This window comes from Mesorhizobium sp. P2_D6 (assembly GCF_056404315.1).
On record NZ_JBFUEG010000007.1, the window covers coordinates 103631 to 121378 of the forward strand.

General features: G+C 59.7%; 18 protein-coding genes and 1 tRNA gene. 4 read left to right on the plus strand and 15 right to left on the minus strand.

The window, feature by feature from the left end; all coding sequences use genetic code 11:
• Positions 1 to 20: 20 nt before the first annotated feature.
• Positions 21 to 1205, minus strand: coding sequence for an HlyD family secretion protein (locus AC1D1L_RS16760; protein WP_477342650.1), 1185 nt, complete (start codon positions 1203 to 1205; stop codon positions 21 to 23).
• 145 nt (positions 1206 to 1350) lie between these two features.
• Here AC1D1L_RS16760 and AC1D1L_RS16765 point away from each other — a divergent pair, with 145 nt between their 5' ends.
• Entirely contained in the window at positions 1351 to 2088 is a 738-nt protein-coding gene (locus tag AC1D1L_RS16765; RefSeq protein ID WP_477342651.1) for a TetR/AcrR family transcriptional regulator, read from the plus strand.
• Between the two features lie 9 nt (positions 2089 to 2097).
• On the opposite strand, the gene yihA is transcribed toward AC1D1L_RS16765, so the two are convergent.
• From yihA to rpmH, 5 genes are all read right to left on the minus strand, one after another.
• Positions 2098 to 2757: a ribosome biogenesis GTP-binding protein YihA/YsxC gene (gene yihA, locus AC1D1L_RS16770; protein ID WP_477342652.1), complete on the minus strand. Its 660-nt coding sequence runs from the start codon at positions 2755 to 2757 to the stop codon at positions 2098 to 2100.
• Positions 2754 to 3392: a CatB-related O-acetyltransferase gene (locus AC1D1L_RS16775; RefSeq protein ID WP_477342653.1), complete on the minus strand. Its 639-nt coding sequence runs from the start codon at positions 3390 to 3392 to the stop codon at positions 2754 to 2756. Before AC1D1L_RS16775 ends, yihA begins: the two co-directional genes overlap by 4 nt.
• Before the next feature lie 288 nt (positions 3393 to 3680).
• Complete coding sequence (gene yidC / locus AC1D1L_RS16780) at positions 3681 to 5495, minus strand: membrane protein insertase YidC (protein WP_352582845.1); 1815 nt, start codon at positions 5493 to 5495, stop codon at positions 3681 to 3683.
• A 14-nt stretch (positions 5496 to 5509) separates the two neighbouring features.
• Complete coding sequence (gene rnpA, locus AC1D1L_RS16785; RefSeq protein ID WP_112559842.1) at positions 5510 to 5863, minus strand: ribonuclease P protein component; 354 nt, start codon at positions 5861 to 5863, stop codon at positions 5510 to 5512.
• A 16-nt stretch (positions 5864 to 5879) separates the two neighbouring features.
• Positions 5880 to 6014, minus strand: coding sequence for a 50S ribosomal protein L34 (rpmH, locus tag AC1D1L_RS16790; protein WP_008833937.1), 135 nt, complete (start codon positions 6012 to 6014; stop codon positions 5880 to 5882).
• Between the two features lie 345 nt (positions 6015 to 6359).
• On the opposite strand from rpmH, the gene AC1D1L_RS16795 reads away from it, so the two are divergent.
• Entirely contained in the window at positions 6360 to 7877 is a 1518-nt protein-coding gene (locus AC1D1L_RS16795) for an ATP-binding protein (RefSeq protein WP_477342654.1), read from the plus strand.
• A gap of 193 nt (positions 7878 to 8070) precedes the next feature.
• Positions 8071 to 8147, plus strand: a tRNA-Arg gene (locus AC1D1L_RS16800).
• 395 nt (positions 8148 to 8542) lie between these two features.
• Here AC1D1L_RS16800 and AC1D1L_RS16805 read toward each other — a convergent pair.
• The 9 genes from AC1D1L_RS16805 to AC1D1L_RS16845 all read right to left on the minus strand — a co-directional run bounded on the left by AC1D1L_RS16805 (position 8543) and on the right by AC1D1L_RS16845 (position 16382).
• Positions 8543 to 8806 (minus strand): hypothetical protein, encoded by a 264-nt coding sequence (locus tag AC1D1L_RS16805; protein ID WP_477342655.1) that lies wholly within the window; start codon positions 8804 to 8806, stop codon positions 8543 to 8545.
• A gap of 161 nt (positions 8807 to 8967) precedes the next feature.
• Positions 8968 to 9267, minus strand: a complete 300-nt coding sequence (locus AC1D1L_RS16810) for a MurR/RpiR family transcriptional regulator (RefSeq protein WP_477342656.1) — start codon at positions 9265 to 9267, stop codon at positions 8968 to 8970.
• A 298-nt stretch (positions 9268 to 9565) separates the two neighbouring features.
• Entirely contained in the window at positions 9566 to 10567 is a 1002-nt protein-coding gene (gene iolG, locus AC1D1L_RS16815; RefSeq protein WP_477342829.1) for an inositol 2-dehydrogenase, read from the minus strand.
• A 38-nt stretch (positions 10568 to 10605) separates the two neighbouring features.
• Positions 10606 to 11379 carry a TIM barrel protein gene (locus AC1D1L_RS16820; RefSeq protein ID WP_477342830.1) on the minus strand — a complete coding sequence of 258 codons (774 nt, stop codon included), beginning with the start codon at positions 11377 to 11379 and terminating at the stop codon, positions 10606 to 10608.
• A gap of 1 nt (position 11380) precedes the next feature.
• On the minus strand, positions 11381 to 12340 hold the full coding sequence (locus AC1D1L_RS16825; RefSeq protein WP_477342657.1) for a sugar phosphate isomerase/epimerase family protein: 960 nt from the start codon (positions 12338 to 12340) through the stop codon (positions 11381 to 11383).
• Positions 12337 to 13338 carry a Gfo/Idh/MocA family oxidoreductase gene (locus tag AC1D1L_RS16830; protein WP_477342658.1) on the minus strand — a complete coding sequence of 334 codons (1002 nt, stop codon included), beginning with the start codon at positions 13336 to 13338 and terminating at the stop codon, positions 12337 to 12339. Before AC1D1L_RS16830 ends, AC1D1L_RS16825 begins: the two co-directional genes overlap by 4 nt.
• An 88-nt stretch (positions 13339 to 13426) precedes the next feature.
• Positions 13427 to 14251: an ATP-binding cassette domain-containing protein gene (locus AC1D1L_RS16835; RefSeq protein WP_352582836.1), complete on the minus strand. Its 825-nt coding sequence runs from the start codon at positions 14249 to 14251 to the stop codon at positions 13427 to 13429.
• A gap of 11 nt (positions 14252 to 14262) precedes the next feature.
• On the minus strand, positions 14263 to 15318 hold the full coding sequence (locus AC1D1L_RS16840; RefSeq protein ID WP_477342659.1) for an ABC transporter permease: 1056 nt from the start codon (positions 15316 to 15318) through the stop codon (positions 14263 to 14265).
• 98 nt (positions 15319 to 15416) lie between these two features.
• Complete coding sequence (locus tag AC1D1L_RS16845) at positions 15417 to 16382, minus strand: substrate-binding domain-containing protein (RefSeq protein WP_352582832.1); 966 nt, start codon at positions 16380 to 16382, stop codon at positions 15417 to 15419.
• 336 nt (positions 16383 to 16718) lie between these two features.
• Here AC1D1L_RS16845 and AC1D1L_RS16850 point away from each other — a divergent pair, with 336 nt between their 5' ends.
• Positions 16719 to 17747 (plus strand): LacI family DNA-binding transcriptional regulator, encoded by a 1029-nt coding sequence (locus AC1D1L_RS16850; protein ID WP_477342660.1) that lies wholly within the window; start codon positions 16719 to 16721, stop codon positions 17745 to 17747.
• Position 17748 lies beyond the last annotated feature (1 nt).

A 17748-nucleotide genomic window follows, 5' to 3' on the forward strand; every position in this document is an offset into this window, starting at 1 on the left:
CGTTATCCCCTTGCGCCCGCTCAGTTGGCCGCGGCCGGAGCCGTGCGGCTGTCGACGGCGACGACGACGCTCAAGCCCGCGCGCAGCCTGCCTGCCTTCAACACGTCGGCCGGCACGTCGATGCGAACCGGGACGCGCTGCACCACCTTGGTGAAGTTGCCGGTGGCGTTCTCCGGCGGCAGCAGCGAGAACACCGCGCCCGAAGCCGGTGCCAGCGACGACACCGTGCCTTCGAAATCATGGCCGTCGGTGGCGTCGACCGAGACCCGCACCTTCTCGCCGGGCACCAGCTTGGCCAGCTGCGTCTCCTTGAAATTGGCGACGATATAGAGCTTGTCCATCGGCACCACGACGGCGAGCTTCTGGCCAGGGCTGACGAGGTCGCCCTGCTCGACCGAGCGATTGCCGACGACGCCGTCATACGGCGCCTTGAGCACGGTGAAGGACAGATCACGCGCTGCCTTGTCGCGGCTCAGCTGCAGCGAGGCCAGCGTGCTGGCGGATTCGGCGCGCTGCGCCTCGAACACGCCGATATTGGCCTGTGCGGCGGCGATCTGCGCATCGGCGCCGACAAGGGCTGCATTGGCCTGGTCGAGCGCGGTCTGGGCATCGTCGAGCTGCGCCTGCGTGCCGACATGGGTCTTGACCAGTTGCGCGGCGCGCTGCTGGGCACGGGCGGCGTTGTCGGCGGCTGCCTGGTCGGCGACCTTCTGCGCCTGCGCCTGCTGCAGCGACGCCTGTGCCGCCTTGGTCTGCGCATCGATGCGATCGAGCGTCTTGGTCAGGGTGGCGATCTGGGCCTCTGCCTGGGCGACGGCAATCTTGTAGTCGCCGTCATCGATGGTCAGCAGCGGGTCGCCGGCCTTGACTTGCTGGTTCTCTGAGACCTCGACCTTGTCGACATAGCCGGAAATCTTCGGCGAAACGAATGACATGTCGGCCTGGACATAGGCGTCGTCGGTCGAGATCAGGAACCGGCCGTCGGTCCAGTAGTTATAGCCATACCAGGCGCCGGCGCTCAGCAGCGCGAGCCCGATAATCGGCAACATCAGTGAGCGCGCCGAGCGCTTCTTCTTCTCGGGGGTCTCGGCCAGAACTTCGGCGGCAGGCTTGGGAGGCGCTTCCGGAGCTTCGATGACCGGCGAGACCTTGGCGGTGGGGAAAGGCCGGACTTCGGCGGTCGTGGTTGGGGTGTTCGAGGACATGATATCTCGCTACTGTCGTATATGAGCAAATCGTGTTATACTGAACCGTTCGGTTCGATGTGGAAGTTGACATAGCGTTAAAGTGGGCCCATATCAAGGGCAATCGAACCAATCGGTTCGAATTATTTTGCGAGGTGTGACTTTTATGGCCGACACGTTAGCCGACGCCGAAAATGATTCGTGCGATGTGCTGGACAGCGCGCGCCGCGGCCGCCCGGCGGCGGGCCAGGATCCGGTCAAGCGCAGCCAGATCATCGAGGGCGCGCGTCGTGTCTTCATCGACAAGGGCTTCGAAGCGGCGTCGATGAACGACATCACCCGCGAGGCCGGCGTCTCGAAGGGCACGATCTATGTCTACTTCGCCAACAAGGAAGAGCTGTTCGAGGCCCTGATCGAGGAAGAGCGCGGCACCATCTTCAAGAACATGTACGACATGCTCGACCGCGCCGACGATCTACGCCAGACACTGGTGAAGTTCGGCAAGGTGCTGTCGATGAAGATCACCTCGGCCAAGGTTATCCAGGCGCAGCGCACGGTCATCGGCGCCTCCGACAGGATACCCGACATGGGCGCCCGCTTTTACGAACGCGGCCCCAAACGTGGCCACGACAAGGTGGCGGCGTTCCTCAATGCCGCCGTCGACCGCGGCCTGCTCAAGATCGACGATGTCGATCTTGCAGCCTATCAGTTCACCGAACTGTGCCTGGCCGGCCTGTTCCGCCAGTGCATCTTCGCCTACCGCACCAAGGCGCCGAGCCAGGATGAGATCGACCACATCGTGCGGTCGGGCGTCGGCATGTTCCTGAAGTCCTACGGCACCGAAAAGCTTGCCGAGGAAGAAAGCCACCAGCTGATCGCCTTGGAGGCGAAGGCCAAGGCCTAGCGGGCTCGCTCAGCCGCCATTGGCGGCCAGCACGATCGCCGCGCGTAATTCCTCGAGACCCTCGCCCTTTTCCGATGATGTGGCGAGCACGAACGGAAACGCCGCCGGCCGCTTCTTGATTTTCAGCAGCGTCTCCTCGATCAGCCTCGGCACGCCCGCGTCCTTGATCTTGTCGGTCTTGGTCAGCACGATTTGGTAGGACACCGCCGCCTTGTCGAGCAGCGACAGCACCTCGTCGTCCTTGGCTTTGATGCCGTGGCGGGCATCGATCAGCACATAGACCCGCTTCAGCGTCACCCGGCCCTTGAGATAGTCGAAGACCAGCTTGGTCCAGTCGTCGACCTTTTCCTTCGGCGCGCTGGCATAGCCGTAGCCCGGCATGTCGACCAGCGCCATTGGCGGCAGGTCGGTGCCTTCGCCGGAAAACCCGCCCGGCACGAAATAGTTGAGCTCCTGTGTGCGCCCCGGCGTGTTGGAGGTGCGCGCCAGCCCGTTATGGCCGACCAGCGCATTGATCAGCGACGACTTGCCGACATTGGAGCGGCCGGCGAAGGCGATTTCCGGCGGCCCTTCCGGCGGCAGGAATTTCATCGCCGGCACGCCGCGGATGAATATCCACCCTTTGGTGAACAGCTCGACGCCGATAACCGTATTGCCCAACGCGTTCAAACCGCTGCCTCCAGCCTGGAAATATCGGCGCCCCGGATGGCATTGAGGTTGCGGCCGATCTTGTCCACCGGCCAATTCCACCACGCCACCGAGAGCAGTCGCCGCACGGTCCTGTCGTCGAAGCGCATCTTCACCACCTTTGCCGCATTGCCGGCGACGATCGCATAGGCCGGCACGTCATGCGTCACCACCGATTTCGCCGCCACGATGGCGCCATGGCCGATCGACACGCCGGGCATGATCACCGCATCCATGCCGATCCATACATCATTGCCGACCACCGTGTCGCCGCGCACTTCCTGAGACCACGTTTTCGGATCGAAGCCGTGCTCCCAGCCATGGCCGAAAATGTTGAACGGATAGGTCGAGAAGCCGGACATCGCATGGTTGGCGCCGTTCATGATGAAACGCGCCCCTTCGGCGATGGCGCAGAACTTGCCGATGATGAGCTTATCGCCGATGAACGGGTAGTGATGCAGCACGCATCGCTCGGCGAATTTGTCCGGCCCGTCCGGATCGTCATAGTAGGTGAAGTCGCCGATCTCGATATTCGGCGCCGTGACCAGCGGCTTCAGGAAGCCGACCCGGGTGTGCATCGGGATCGGGTGCTTGATGTTTGGGTTGGGTCCGTCCATGGCGAGGTCCGTCGAAGAGTGGCAGCCGGGCGCCGGCGCCGTTCAAAATAGCGTGATCCGCCCTATAGCACCAATCGTCCGATGAGCGAGCCCTGCCGGGCTGCGACGGTCAGTTCGTGCCGCGGCAGATGACGATCGGATCGGACATCGAGTGGTCGAAACCAGCACCCTGATAGACCTGGACGTTGGCGGCCCCAGGCGGCAGCAGGAAGCTTCCCCTATGCTCCATTGAACAAAGCCCCGGACAGTGAACTGGCCGGGGCTTCTTGATTGGCATAAGGGTGCCTTCTATTCCGCCGGCGATGGTTTCTTTCGAAATAGCGCCGCCAGATTATCCCACAACTCGATCTTGGCGCCCTGGCGCTTCATGATCACGCCCTGCTGCAGGATCGACAGCGTGTTGTTCCAGGCCCAGTAAATGACGAGGCCGGCCGGGAAGCTGCCCATCATGAAGGTGAAAATCACCGGCATCCAGGTGAAGATCTGTGCCTGCGTCGGGTCCGGCGGCGTCGGGTTCATGCGCATCTGCAGGAACATGGTGATGCCCATGACCACCGCCCAGGCGCCCATATGCGGCAGGAATGCCGGTGGCGCAAAAGGCAACAGGCCGAACAGGTTGAAGATCGAGGTCGGATCCGGCGCGGCCAGATCCTGGATCCAGCCGAAGAACGGCGCGTGCCGCATCTCGATGGTGATGTAGAGCACCTTGTAGAGCGAGAAGAACACCGGGATCTGCAGCGCCACCGGCCAACAGCCGGCGAGCGGATTGATCTTCTCGGTCTTGTACAGCTCCATCATTGCCTGTTGCTGCTTCATCTTGTCGTCCGCGTATTTCTCGCGAATCTCGAGCATCTTGGGCTGCACCTTCTTCATGTTCGCCATCGACGCGTAGGATTTGTTGGCGAGCGGGAAAAAGATGGTTTTGACGACGACCGTCGTGGCCAGGATGGCCAGGCCGAAATTGCCGAAGAATTTGTACAGCGTGTCGATCAGGTAGAACATCGGCTTGGTGATCCAGATGAACCATCCCCAATCGATCAGCCGGTCGAACAGCCTGATCTGGCGGTCCTGGGCGTAGGCGTTGATCTTGTTGACTTCCTTGGCGCCGGCAAAAATCTCGGTCTCCACCGTCGCCGACTGGCCGGCGGCAATGGTGATCGGGTCGGTGAGGAAGTCCGACTGGTAGCGCGGGCGACCATTGTCGTAATAGGCATAGTGCGGCTGGAACGGCTGCTTCTCGGTCGGCACCAGGGTGACCGCCCAGTATTTGTCGGTGATGCCAAGCCAGCCATCGGTCGACTTGCTGGGCGTGTAGAGCTTGTTCTTCTCGATGTCGGCGTATTTGTGCTCCTGCAGGCCTTCCGTGCCGGTGACGCCGATCAGGCCTTCATGCAGCACATAGGAGCTGGCAACCGCCGGCTTGTCGAAGCGGATGACGCGGCCGTAATTCGACAGCGTGACAGGAGCCGAGCCCGAATTCTGGACCGCGTCGGAAACGGTGAACATGTAGTCGCCGTCGACCGAGATCGTGCGCTTGAAGGTCAGGCCCTTGTCGTTGGTGAAGGTCAGCGTCACCGGTGTCGCCGGCGTCAGCGTCGCATTGCCGTCGACGCTCCAGACGGTTTCCGGACCCGGCACCGCGCCGGTCGTGTCGCTGCCGACAAAGCCGATCTCGGCATAGTAGCCGGTGGGCAGCGCCTGCGGGTTGAGCAGCTGGATCTGCGGCGAGGTCTTGTCGACCGTCTCGGTGTAGTGCTTGAGCTTGAGGTCGTCGAGGCGGCCGCCGGTCAGGTTGATCGAGCCCGACAGGCTCGGCGTGTCGATCTTGACGCGGGCAGTCTTGGCCACTTCCTGCGCACGGCCTTCCGGCGTCGTGACGTAGGTGCCGGGCGCATTCGGAATGGCGCCGGGCGCAGCGGGCGCCGTCGTGCCGCCGGGATTTGCGGCCTCGGCCGCCTTCTTCTGCTCCGCCGCCCGTTGCTCTTCGATGCGCGTGGCTTCGGCTTGCCGCTCGCTGCGCGGCAGCACGTAGAAATATTGCCACAGCCCAAGGATCAGCACCGACAAGACGATGGTGATGTAGAAGTTCCGGTTGTTTTCCATCGAAAGCCCTTGGCCTATCGTGTTCCGCTGAGACGGCGGGAGAGCTCGGCCTTCAACTGGCCGAACGGAATGGTAAGCACGTCTTCACGCCCGACGATGACATAGTCATTGCCGGGCGCCATGTCACTTGCGGCATGGGTGCGCACGGCTTCTTTCAGTCGCCGCCTGATGCGGTTGCGCACGACTGCATTGCCGACTTTCTTGGTGACGGTGAAGCCGACGCGCGGCGACAGACCGTCATTGCGGTCGAGAACTTCAACGAGAAAAAGCCGCCCGCGCCGCTTTTCACCGCGGCGGACGGCCAGGAATTCCGCACGTTTCAGAAGCCGCTTGGGGTTTGGTCCCACTGGCTTGCCGGTTGCGGGCAACGATCTCGTCTTCCGTTCAGGCGCTGAGCCGCTTGCGGCCGCGGTTGCGGCGAGCTGCGACGACGCCGCGACCACCCTTGGTGGCCATGCGAGCACGAAAACCGTGCCGGCGCTTGCGGACGAGTTTGGACGGTTGGTAGGTACGCTTCATTTGTTTTAATACCGCGGGGTGCGGCCCTTCTTGATTCTGTCACTGTGTAACAGGAGCTTTGCCGGGCCGGTATTGGCGCGATCGAAACCGCGCCGGGACGAATGGCCCGAGCGTGAGCGGCTTATAGAAAGAAGGGTTTTGGGAGTCAATCCAGCGCGAACTATGAGTTCGTCGCAGTGCGAACTATGAGTTCGTCCCAGCGCGAACCAACAGTTCGTCGCGGCGCGAACGACCAGTTCGATGCGGTTTTATTGCTGGTACCATCGTCCAACGAAGGATGAAATTGGCAAAAAAGCCGCAATCGCCTAATCTCAACCGATCAAGCGTTTGTGAAGACAGGCCTTAATGAGCGAACTTGCCTCAGCGGATGAAGGGACCGGCCCGGCGAAAGCCGACGCCAGCCCGGCGTCTGCTCGCCCGGCTCCGAGCCGTTCGGTGCCATTGGCGCGCGGCCTGTCGACCAAGCTGCTTTTGCTCACCATCGTCTTCGTGCTCCTGGCCGAAGTCCTCATTTTCCTGCCCTGGATCGCCAGCTACCGCCTGGCCTGGCTGAAGGAGAGGCTCAGCACTGCCGCCGCCGTGTCGATCGTGCTGGTGCAGGGCGAGCCCAATTCGCTCTCCCGCGCCGCCCAGAACGACGTGCTGATGGCGATCGGCGCCAAGGCGATCGCGGTGCGCGACGGCGGCGTCTCGCGCCTGCTGGTGGTGGCCGAGATGCCGCCGCAGGTCGACGAGCATATCGACATCGCCAATGTCGGCATGATCAAGGGCATGACCGGGGCGCTCGACACGCTGCTCTTCGGCGGCAAGCGTATGCTGAGGGTCTTTGGCCCGGTCGGCGAAAGCGACAAGGAATTCGAGCTGATCATGCCCGACTATTCCTTGCGCAACGCCATGCTGCGCTATTCGCGCAATGTCGCCTTCGTCTCGCTGCTGATCTCGCTGTTCACCGCCATGCTGGTCTATGCCGCGATCGACCTGATCATGATCGGCCCGATCCGCACCATGACGCGCTCGATGCTATCCTTTTCCGAGGCGCCCGACGATCCCGGGCGCATCATCCATCCGGCCGCCCGGGCCGACGAGATCGGCGTTGCCGAACGCGAATTGTCGCAGATGCAGGAGCGGCTGCAAAAGATGCTGTCGGAGCAGAAGCATCTTGCCGATCTCGGCCTCGCGGTCTCCAAGATCAACCACGACATGCGCAACATCCTGGCCTCGGCGCAGCTGATGTCGGACCGCTTGCGCCTGGTCAAGGACCCGACCGTGCAGGCCTTCGCGCCAAAGCTGTTGCGCGCGCTCGACCGCGCCGTGTCCTATTCCGAAGGCGTGCTGGCCTATGGTCGCACCCAGGAGCCGGCGCCCTCGCGCCGCCGTTTGCGGCTGCGCCAGCTGGTCGACGACGTCCACGGCCTGCTCGACATCGAGGACGGCATCGAATTCGTCAACGCCGTCGAGCTCGCTTTCGAGGTCGATGCCGATTCCGACCAGCTGTTTCGCGTGCTCACCAATCTCTGCCGCAACGCGGTGCAGGCGATGGCAGCCGACTCGGAGAGCGCGCTGGTGCGCCGGCTCGCCGTGTCGGCCGAGCGCATGGGCAGCGTCAGCCGCATCATCGTCACTGACACCGGCCCCGGCCTGCCGCCCAAGGCGCGCGAAAACCTGTTCGCGGCGTTTCGCGGTTCGGCCCGCAGCGGCGGCACCGGCCTTGGCCTGGCCATCGCCCATGAACTGATCCGCGCCCATGGCGGCACGGTGGAGCTGGTCGAATCGATCGGCGGCCGCACTACCTTCGCCGTCACCATCCCCGACCAGCCGGTCCGCCTCGACCAGGCCCGCAACGGCCTGCGCCGCCCCGCCTAGGTGTGTCGACGTTCAACCGAGGCCGGCCTGCGCTGAATCTCATCGCACCTTGATCTGCACCGTCGAAAGCGCCTGCGACAAAACTTTTGCCGGATCGGCTTGCTTTTCGGAAATTCAGTCGTTAGGGAACACGTCTCGTCGCGGCCGGTCGCCAGGACCGGATCGCGGGGCTATGCAAAGCATGGCCTGTTGCGCGCCCGTAGCTCAGCTGGATAGAGCACCAGACTACGAATCTGGGGGTCAGGAGTTCGAATCTCTTCGGGCGCGCCACTCCTCAAGCAAGTGCTTGAAATCGCTTAATGCGTTGATTTTACTGCCATCTGGTCTGCACGTTTGCTACTGGCGCGTGCTACTGACGGAGCGTAAAATGACGCGCATGAAGTACGTACAGCGGCGGGCAACCAGGTTCGGGCCGCACTTCCCCTGATCGAAGAGGCCCACCGTCTCGTCGACCTTGCCCGGAAGTCTCTCACGGACGGGCCACCAACTGAAATCGCGCCGGTCACGATAGAAGCGCTGGCTGCTGCACATACCGCCAGGCTGATGAAGAACGACGAAGCCCTGCGGCTGAAGGCCTCGGCCTCGACTTCGAGACTGGCCACCTTGCGGCAGACGGACTCGGGATGACAGACGGCGACATCAGGGCATATCGTGCGCTCGTCTCGTCACTCGATCGTTTGTCTCGCGATGAAGTCGCCAAAACGCGGGGGAGCGAGGCTATTCACCGGATCATCAACAAGTCGGTCGAGGACGCTACCCCAACCGCTACGGCGCTCGTGGCAGATCCCGACAAATGGCTTAAGTGATCGACTCATGACTATTTGGTACAAATGTCGCGAGTGGCTTTTCCAGCGCGGCAACACCAGTTCATGGTAGGTCACTCGATCGATCTCAGCCTGCAGCCGTTCCAGCGAGATGCCGCGATCCATGACGCCGTCGCTCCGGCGCATTCGTCCATAGCTGCGTCCGACGCCGCCACCAGCATGGCCCGTGAAAGCGCTCAGCAAAAACCACGAACCGCAGATATGAACTGGTGCCCACTTTCAGCAAATGTCGCGAGATGGATCTGGCGGTTATTGCGGCTTTCCTGTCAGCATAGGGTGTCCGCGGCTCGTATCGAAATCTCCCGGATGTGCTGACGGAAAACCTGTCGGAACTCCCTGAAGTTATCGAACCCGAGAGCCGTGGCCACTCTGACCACGGTTGAGGGCGACACTCCGCATCGGTCCGCAAGCGATTGCGCGGTGCCGAATGCTACAATTTCCGGATGGGCGAGAGCCGTGCGTGCGACGCGCTCCTGTTGCTCTGGGAGGCTAAGCCTGGTTGCTACAATCATATCCTTTAGCTCGGCGATGGTGGTCAGTTTTCGAATGGTTTTGTCCGTGCTCATGATCGTACTTCGGGTGCTTGTTCGGCTATGACTTATTGGGAAGGGCCGTCGGAGGTTGACATCTAACCCCTGAACTTTGCCTGGATGGAACCACAGGCCTGCGCCATGTACTCTCTCGGAGGCGTCCGCACCATCGTTGAAGCTGATATCCTGCGGCCGGTACCTGTAGTTGCAGCAGCTCGTTGATCAAGTTCTTCGCGTGCACCATCCTCCGGCAAATCAGTAGTATGCGGCGGCTCGATCCGAAGCTCGGGGGCCGCTAGATCGGACAGGAGGAGGATTTTGCTTCTCCGAACGGTCAGCCAAGAACCTCTGCCAATTTCACGGGGAATCCGTTCTTTGCAGACTGGGTTGCAGCTTCCGCCATGGCGAGTGCTGCGACACCATCATCAAGGTTGACCGGCAGAGCCGAGCCTGTCTTCACAGCGTTGACAAATGCTGCCCATTCCGCCGCATAGGCGGGCATGTAGCGTTCGAGGAAGAAATAGGTGGGCTTTGCGCCCGTGACACCGGAAGTCGTGGACTTGACCAAGGTGTTTTCCAACATGTTCTGCGCCTGTAGCAGCCCTTCGGAGCCGAGAAGCTCCAGCCGCTGGTCATAACCATAGACGGCTCGGCGGCTGTTCTTGATCACGGCGATCCGGCCATCCGCATAGGCAAGGGTCACGACGGCGGTATCGACGTCGCCGGCCGCGCCAATTTCCGAATCGACAATCGATGTACCCACCGCCGAGACGGAGACCGGCGCTGTCCCCATAATGAAATTAGCCATGTCGAAATCATGAATCATCATGTCGCGGAAAAGACCACCCGAAACCTTGATATAGGCGATCGGCGGCGGCGCGGGGTCGAAAGAGGTGATCGAGAGCAGTTCCGTCTTGCCGATTTCACCACGGTCGGCTGCTGCCTTGAGAGCCGCAAAGTTGGGATCGAAACGGCGGTTGAAGCCGATCATCACCGGCTTGCCGGCAGCGGCGGCCACCTTCTGACAAGCCTGTGCCCTTGCAAGGCTGAGGTCGACAGGCTTTTCACAAAGCACTGCCTTGCCCGCTGCCGTCGCCCGCTCGATCAAGTCGGAATGGGTATCGGTGGAGGTGGCAATCAGCACGGCATCGATGGCGGGATCGCTGAGGATCGCGTCGGTCGCGCGGACGTCGGCACGATATTGGGCCGCGAGCTTTTCGGCAGCGGCGGGATTGATGTCGGCGACGGCTACGAGGCGGCTACCGGGGTTGGTGGAAATGGCGGTGGCATGGACGCCCGCGATACGGCCTGCGCCCAAGAGGCCGACATTCAGAATGGTGGATGACATGGATGATCCTCTTGGGGAAATGACGTTCAGACAGTGAAAGAGGTGCGGAAGGCTTCAAGCGCAGCTTCCGGATCGCCGGAGGCAAAGGCTTCCATACCAACGGGGCCCGCATAGCCCATCGCTTTCAGGGCTTTTGCAACGCCGTGCCAATTCACTTCGCCCGTGCCTGGCTCGCACCGGCCGGGATTGTCAGCTACCTGAACCTCACCAATCCAGGGCAGGCAGGCCTCGCACCAGCGGATAAGATCACCCTCGCCGATCTGGGTATGGTAGAGATCGAGATTGATGCGCAGTTGCGGACGGTTGACGGCAGAAACGAGCGCAAGCACATCAGAGGTAGAGCCGAACGGGCAACCAGGGTGATCGATGGGGTTTAGGTTTTCGAAGGTGAAAACCTGACCTTGCGCCTCAGCCAGATCGCAGACGCGGTTCAGTGTATCGCGAGCCCGCTGTTCCTTGCCCGGCGCGAAGGCACCGATCTTCGGGATCGGAATGCCCATGTCGCCAAGCCCTGTGCCATGCAGATTGAGGCGGTGGACGCCGAGTCGCTTGCCGATCTTTGCCGTTTCCCTGGCAGACGCCAGAAGCATTTCGCAGCCATCCGCATCGGTCAGCCGGCCCTCGAGATAGCCATTCATGATGGTGAAGGTGGCACCGGTTTTTTCAAGCGCATCAAGATTCCAGGCGGGCCAGTTCCAAAGGCCGACGCCGAAGCCCATTTCTTTCAGGCGGCTTGCCCGCCATTCGATTGGTTTGTCGCGCCAGAGCATTTCGGCGCAAGCGGCAAGTTGGAAGCTCATCTTAGATTTCCTGAAGTTTGAAATCGGCCGGTGCAACCGGCATGACACCCTTGAGAAGGGCCACGGATTTTTCGAGGCCCTCAAGTGAGTTGAGAAGCACGTCCTCATGCTCGATGGAAAGCCAGCCGTCGTAGCCAGCCATCTTCAAGCGATAGCAAAACTGTCGCCACCACTGCTCACTGTGGCCGAAGCCGAGTGTGATGTATGACCAGGAGCGGGCTGGAATGTCGGTCAGGTTGCCGTTTTCGAGAAGGCCGGTCACTGCCTGTTTGGGCGCGTTCAGGAATGTGTCCTTGGCATGGACGTGATAGACGGCCTCCCCCAATGCCTCGGCTGCTATCAGCGGATCGGCTCCCATCCAGAAGAGGTGCGAGGGATCCAGGTTCGCGCCAACGATAGGGCCGACTTCTTGACGGAGTTTCAGGAGCGACGGCACGTTGTAGACGCACTGGTTGCCATGCAGTTCGAGCGCAATCTTTTCCACACCGCATTCATTTGCCAGCGCCACGATCTCGGTCCAGAACGGGAAGAGTTTTTCTGCCCACTGGTATTTGAGGATCGCCTGCGTTTCCGGCGGCCAGGAAGAGACGACCCAGTTTGGCATGGTATCGGACGGATTGCCCGCAGGCAGGCCAGACATGGTGCAGACCGTCTTGATACCCATCTCGCCTGCGACCCGGATGGTGTTCTTCAGACCTTCGCCCTGAGCCGGATCGGTCGGGTGAAGCGGATTGCCATTGGCATTGAGGCTGATCACCTCAAGCCCACGATCTGAAAAGCCCCTAAGGAAGTCCTTCTGCGCGGCCATGTTACCTACCATGGACCTGAGATCGAAATGCGGTGCGGTCGACCAGCCGCAGGTGTTGACCTCTATACCGGAGACGCCCATACGGACAGCATTGTCGAGAAGGTCTTCGAGCGGCATGCCGCCGAGGCTGTCGGATACGAAACCCAGTTTCATGCGTAGAACTCCGGCTTGGAAATCATAGTGACGCGGTGCTTTTGCCCGGAAGCGAGTGCCGTTACGCCTGCCTCGGCGGTAACGGCTGCGGCATAGCCATCCCAGCAGCTCGATGCGATGTCGGGAAACACGTCTGTGTCGACGAAGCGTAGGAAGGCGCGGTTCTGGCGGCGATAGGCATCGAAATAGCGGGTCCGCCAATCGGCATCGTAGCCGGTGTGGACGCCAAGCGAGCGTTCGAGATGGGTATAAGCGACATGGCTCATGGAAATGCTCGCCTGCTCGCCCACGAGTTCGGCACGAACGTCGTAGCCGTACGCAGCGTTGTTGTTGATCTCGATGTTGACGAGCTGGCCATCGACGGTTTCGAGGACCATCAAGACGGGCGCGACGCGTCGATCAGAGCGCTTCGGCTGGAAGGCAGAGATCCAGGCATATTCGGTGCCAAGGACATGGCGCACGACGTCGAACTCATGCGGGGCGGAATTGGTGATTGCCATGGCACCGGTGAAGTCGGAGGCTGGCGTTTCCACATTGCGGTGGAAGTTGTGCATCATCAGGACTCGGCCAAGCGTGCCATTTTCAATTGCCTCTTTCATCTCGACATAGGACTGGTCGTAGCGCCGCATGAAGCCGAGCTGGACGAACTTTTGACCAACTTCCTGTTCGGCCTGCATGATCGAGAGGCATTCGGCCGAGGACTGCGATAGGGGCTTTTCGCAGAGCACCTTCTTGCCCGCGCTGATGCAGGCGAGTGACAGCGGCGCATGCGTGAAGTCCGGGCTCGCGACGATCACCGCATCCACATCGGCACGGGCAATCACGGCTTCCGGATTACTTGCAACGTCTGCCGCACCATGGGCATCGGCCACCTTGCGTGCGCGGACTTCATCCATGTCGCAGACCACCTGAAGGCTCGCCCCCGGCATTTCCTCCACGACGATCCTGGCGTGGTCAGCGCCCATCAGCCCTGCACCAATGACTGCTACACGCACCATTGGACAAACTCCTTGCGTTCGGTTGGCCAAAGCCCAACCGCTTTCCATTCAACAAATTCCGCTACCCGGCGGCTATGCCCATATTCACTCAGTGAGCGGGGGGTGGCGGAAGACCGTCATGGGTCTCCATATAGCCTTCAATAGAGGCTTCGAGACTCGCCATGGATTCACCACCGGCCATCAGATCAGCGATCTGCTCGCGTGTCTTTTCCCCCTTGCGGAAGTCAGCTGCAATTGCACCCCGAATGAGCACTGTGAAGTGATCGCCCACTGCCATGGCATGCATCACCTGATGGGTGATGAAAATGACCGCCAGGCCACGACGCTTAGCTTCATTGACGATACGCAGTACGTGAGCAGCCTGCTTGACGCCGAGGGCTGCCGTCGGCTCGTCAAGGATGAGAACACGGGCTCCGAAATAGACAGCACGGGCAATCGCGAGCGACTGGCGTTCCCCTCCGGAAAGGCCACCGACCAAACGATTACCGTCGGTGATGCGTGTGATCCCCATTTTCTGAATCTCTGCAACTGCCACTCGGGCAGCGGTTTTGCGGTCGAAATATTTGAACGGTCCCCAACCCTTTGTCGGCTCCGAACCCATGAAAAAGTTACGTCCTATGGACATCAATGGATATGTCCCACCGAATTGGTGAACCGTAGCTATCCCGCGTTCCTGAGCCTCACGGGGACTGGAGAACAGTGCGGGCTGACCGTCCATCAGAATTTCGCCACGCGTCGGCTGATAGACACCAGACAGCGTTTTGATGAGCGTCGATTTACCCGCGCCGTTGTCGCCAAGCAGGCAGAGCACTTCACCTTCACCGACCTTGAGGTTGATATCGTTCAGAACATCAATATGGCCGAACGATTTGTCGACGTTTCGAAACTCGAGAACGGGTTTCTTGTCGGACATTGCCGCTCTCCCTATTTCTTCTTGAACGTCGACCAGCTGGTGGCCAAATGACGAAACGTGTCGTTGAGCAGGACAGCGATCAAAAGCATGACACCGATAATTAGGAAAGACAGGTTTCTGTCGATCTCTGTGAAACCAATAGCTTGGGTAACAATGGAAAGGGTGAGCACCCCGAAGACAATGCCCATTACAGTACCAAAACCACCCGTGAGGAGAACGCCACCTACGACCACGGCGATAATGGTGTTGAAGATTAGGCCAAAATTGGCCTGAGACGTTGCGGAGCTGAATGTCATCACCTGAAGGACGCCAGCAAAGGTCGCCGACATGGAACACAGCATGAAGAGTGCAATCTTCATCGTGGTTACAGGAATACCTGCGTTTCTCGCGCTTTCTTGGTCTCCACCAAGAGCAAAGACCCAGCTTCCCCTGGGAGAGTAATGAAGAAAGAAGACGAATGCTGCGACAAGCCCACCCCACCAGAAGACGGAAGAATTGAAGCCATACACCTTCCCGCCGAAGAGCGATTTAGCCCAATCTGGCGCATGATAGAAGGAATTGGTGTTGTTGATGAAGAAGATCGACAGGTAGAGCGTGAGGCCTGCCACTGCAAAGAGCGTCGCCAACGTCACGATGAACGACGGCACGCGCGTGTGGGTTACGATGTATCCATTGATGAAGCCGATCAGTGCACCGATGGCAAGCGCTGCAGCTACGCCGACAAGCACAGGCATCTGATAGTGCTCGCAGACAATAGCAACTGTCATCGTGGAGGCGGGAAGTACCGCACCGGTTGAAATATCGAGTTCACCGGCAATCATCAGGAACCCGACCGGAATTGCAATCATTCCTATGAGTGACGCGAAGTTCACCCACGTAGTTACACCAGCCACGGACAAAAAGTTGCGGCTATATCCGAACATCGCAAAAAGGATGAATACAGCCACGAAACCCATGAAAGCACCAGCGGCAGGGGTGCGAAAAAAGGCCTTGATGGATGAAACGGCCGATTCACTCTCGATGGCTGGTGTTTCAACGGTGTTGGTGCTTAGGTTTGTGGCGGTCATGGAAGCAAAATCCTCAGTTGCCGCAGACGAAGTTGCATAGAGGGAGCATGGATGAGACCCGGCCAGGTTAGCGGCCAGGTCTCAGCCTCGGGCCAGCCTCAACGTGCGCCGAGTTTGACGCCTTCGATTGCCGAAGCAACATTGGTCTTGTCGACAATCGCGGGACCAGTCAGAACCGGCTTCGTCGCAATCGCAGTGCCGAACTTCAGGTTTGCAAACAGCATGGAGGTTGCGAGGAACCCCTGCAGATAAGGCTGCTGGTCGATTGCGAAGGTCTGGGTGCCCTTTGAAATGCGATCCAGAACCGAGGCCGACATATCAAAGGTGCCAAGCTCAATCTTGCCGGTCTTGCTCTGCTGATCGATGGAGCTAGCGGCAGCATCTGCAGCCCATGCAGCGAGCGTGATGACGGCGTCAATGGACGGATCCGCGATCAGCTCGGATTTGATTGCTTCAGAGGTACCATTCATGTCCTGGTCAAGGTTAGCAGGAACACGGAGGATGAAGGTGTCTGCGCCAGCCTTCTTCGCACCGTCTTGAACGCCCTTGCAGCGGGTCTCGAGATTTACGGCACCTGGGTTCTGGATGTGGCAGAGGATTTTCTTTGCACCATGAGAAGCGAGATACTTGCCACCCTCAACACCTGCCAGATATTCGTCCGACCCGAAATAGTTTAGCGATCCGTAATTATCCATCTCACTCTGGCCAGCGTTGAAGGAGATGATCACCACCCCCTTGTCCCGCGCAGCCTTGAGGGCAGGGGTTTCGGATTCTGGCAGCCAGTTCGGGATAGCAATACCTTTAGCGCCCTGGGCTACAGCCTGTTCGATTAGCGAAGCGAGGTCCGGGCCGAAGTTGTCATAGTTTTGGGTCTGCATGAAATTGACGGTGCCGCCATTAGCCTTGACCATCAGCGAAGCATCATCGACGCCCTTCTTGACCATGTTCCAGAAGCCATCTTGGGCCGAACCCACGATGACGGCGATATCCGTGTCACCCGCATGAGCGCTGGATGCCAGCATGAATGCCATGGCTGCGGTAGCGATTTTCTTGGTGAACGACATGTCGAATTCCTCCTCACGTTAAAGCCGCATGGTTGCGGCTCGACATACTTTTTTGCCTTTTTTGGCCGTGCGGCCGATGCCGGTAGGCACGCGCAGGTCCGCGATCTCAACACAACGACGTTGAGCCTCCTCGTCCAAATTGTGCGCTGGGCCTCCCCCAAAGCGCTGACGGCTCCTAGATCGCTGAGCACCGTCAACGCGTAATGAATGCTACGTTGACATCTTTCGGGTCAATCTGGATTATGATCGCCTCAGAACTTCGTCTCAAATCATTTCAAAAATTTGTACGGATGATCTTTTTTGAGATGCCGAAACCAGAGTAATGGAATTTTTGACATGAAGAGACCAACGATTCCAGACTTGGCAAAAGCTGCAGGTGTATCCGTCTCAACGGTCAATCGAGTACTGTCCGAGCCTGAATCGGTCCGGAGCAATACGCGCACCCGCGTATTGGCAGCCGCTGAGGAAATCGGCTTCTACGGACTTGGCACCATCAAGCAGGCGGCGAAGGCACAAGCGGTGATCCACCGTGTCGGGGTTTTGCTGCAGCGACGGGAGAGACGCTTCTATCGCCTACTCGGCGATTCAATTGCGCAAGCCGCGGAAGCTTATCCTGCCTGCAATATCGATCTGACAGTCGAGTACATGGAAGACCTCACGCCGGAGAAAGTGGCGGCACATATCCAGTCGCTCGGCGGGCGGTGCGAAGCACTTGCGATTGTAGCGCCGCAGCATCCTGCCGTTGCTGACGCGATTGACGCAGTTCTTGAAAGCGGCGTGCCGGTCGTTTCACTTATCGGCCCCCTCACGGCCAAGGGAGGCATCAGCTTTGTGGGGCTCGATAATTGGAAAGTAGGGCGCACCGCTGCCTGGGCGTTTGACCGCATGGTGAGACAGCCGGGGAAAATAGGCATTCTTGTGGGCAGCCACCGATTGCGAAACCAGGAAATGAACGAAAGCGGGTTTCGTTCTTACTTTCGTGAACATAATTCGGGATTCACGCTGCTCGAACCGTTGCCAACTTACGAGTCAGCCGTGGTTGCCCGTGAACATGTCGAAAAGCTCCTGACAGACCATCCGGATATGTGCGGACTATTCATCTCAGGGGGCGGTGTTACAGGTGCGATAGCCGCACTCAGGGCTACTCCAAAACGGGAAGACTTCGTTACCGTAGGCTATGAACTCTTTGAAGATACGCGGGCTGCTTTGATAGACGGTACGATTTCGCTAATCCTGTCACACCCCATAGAGCGTTTTGCATCAGAGACTATTGCAACTCTGGTGAAAGCGAAGAACGCAGGTCCTGATTACGGGGTATTTAGGATCACGTTTCCATTCGATATGTACAGCCCGGAGAGCATTTGAT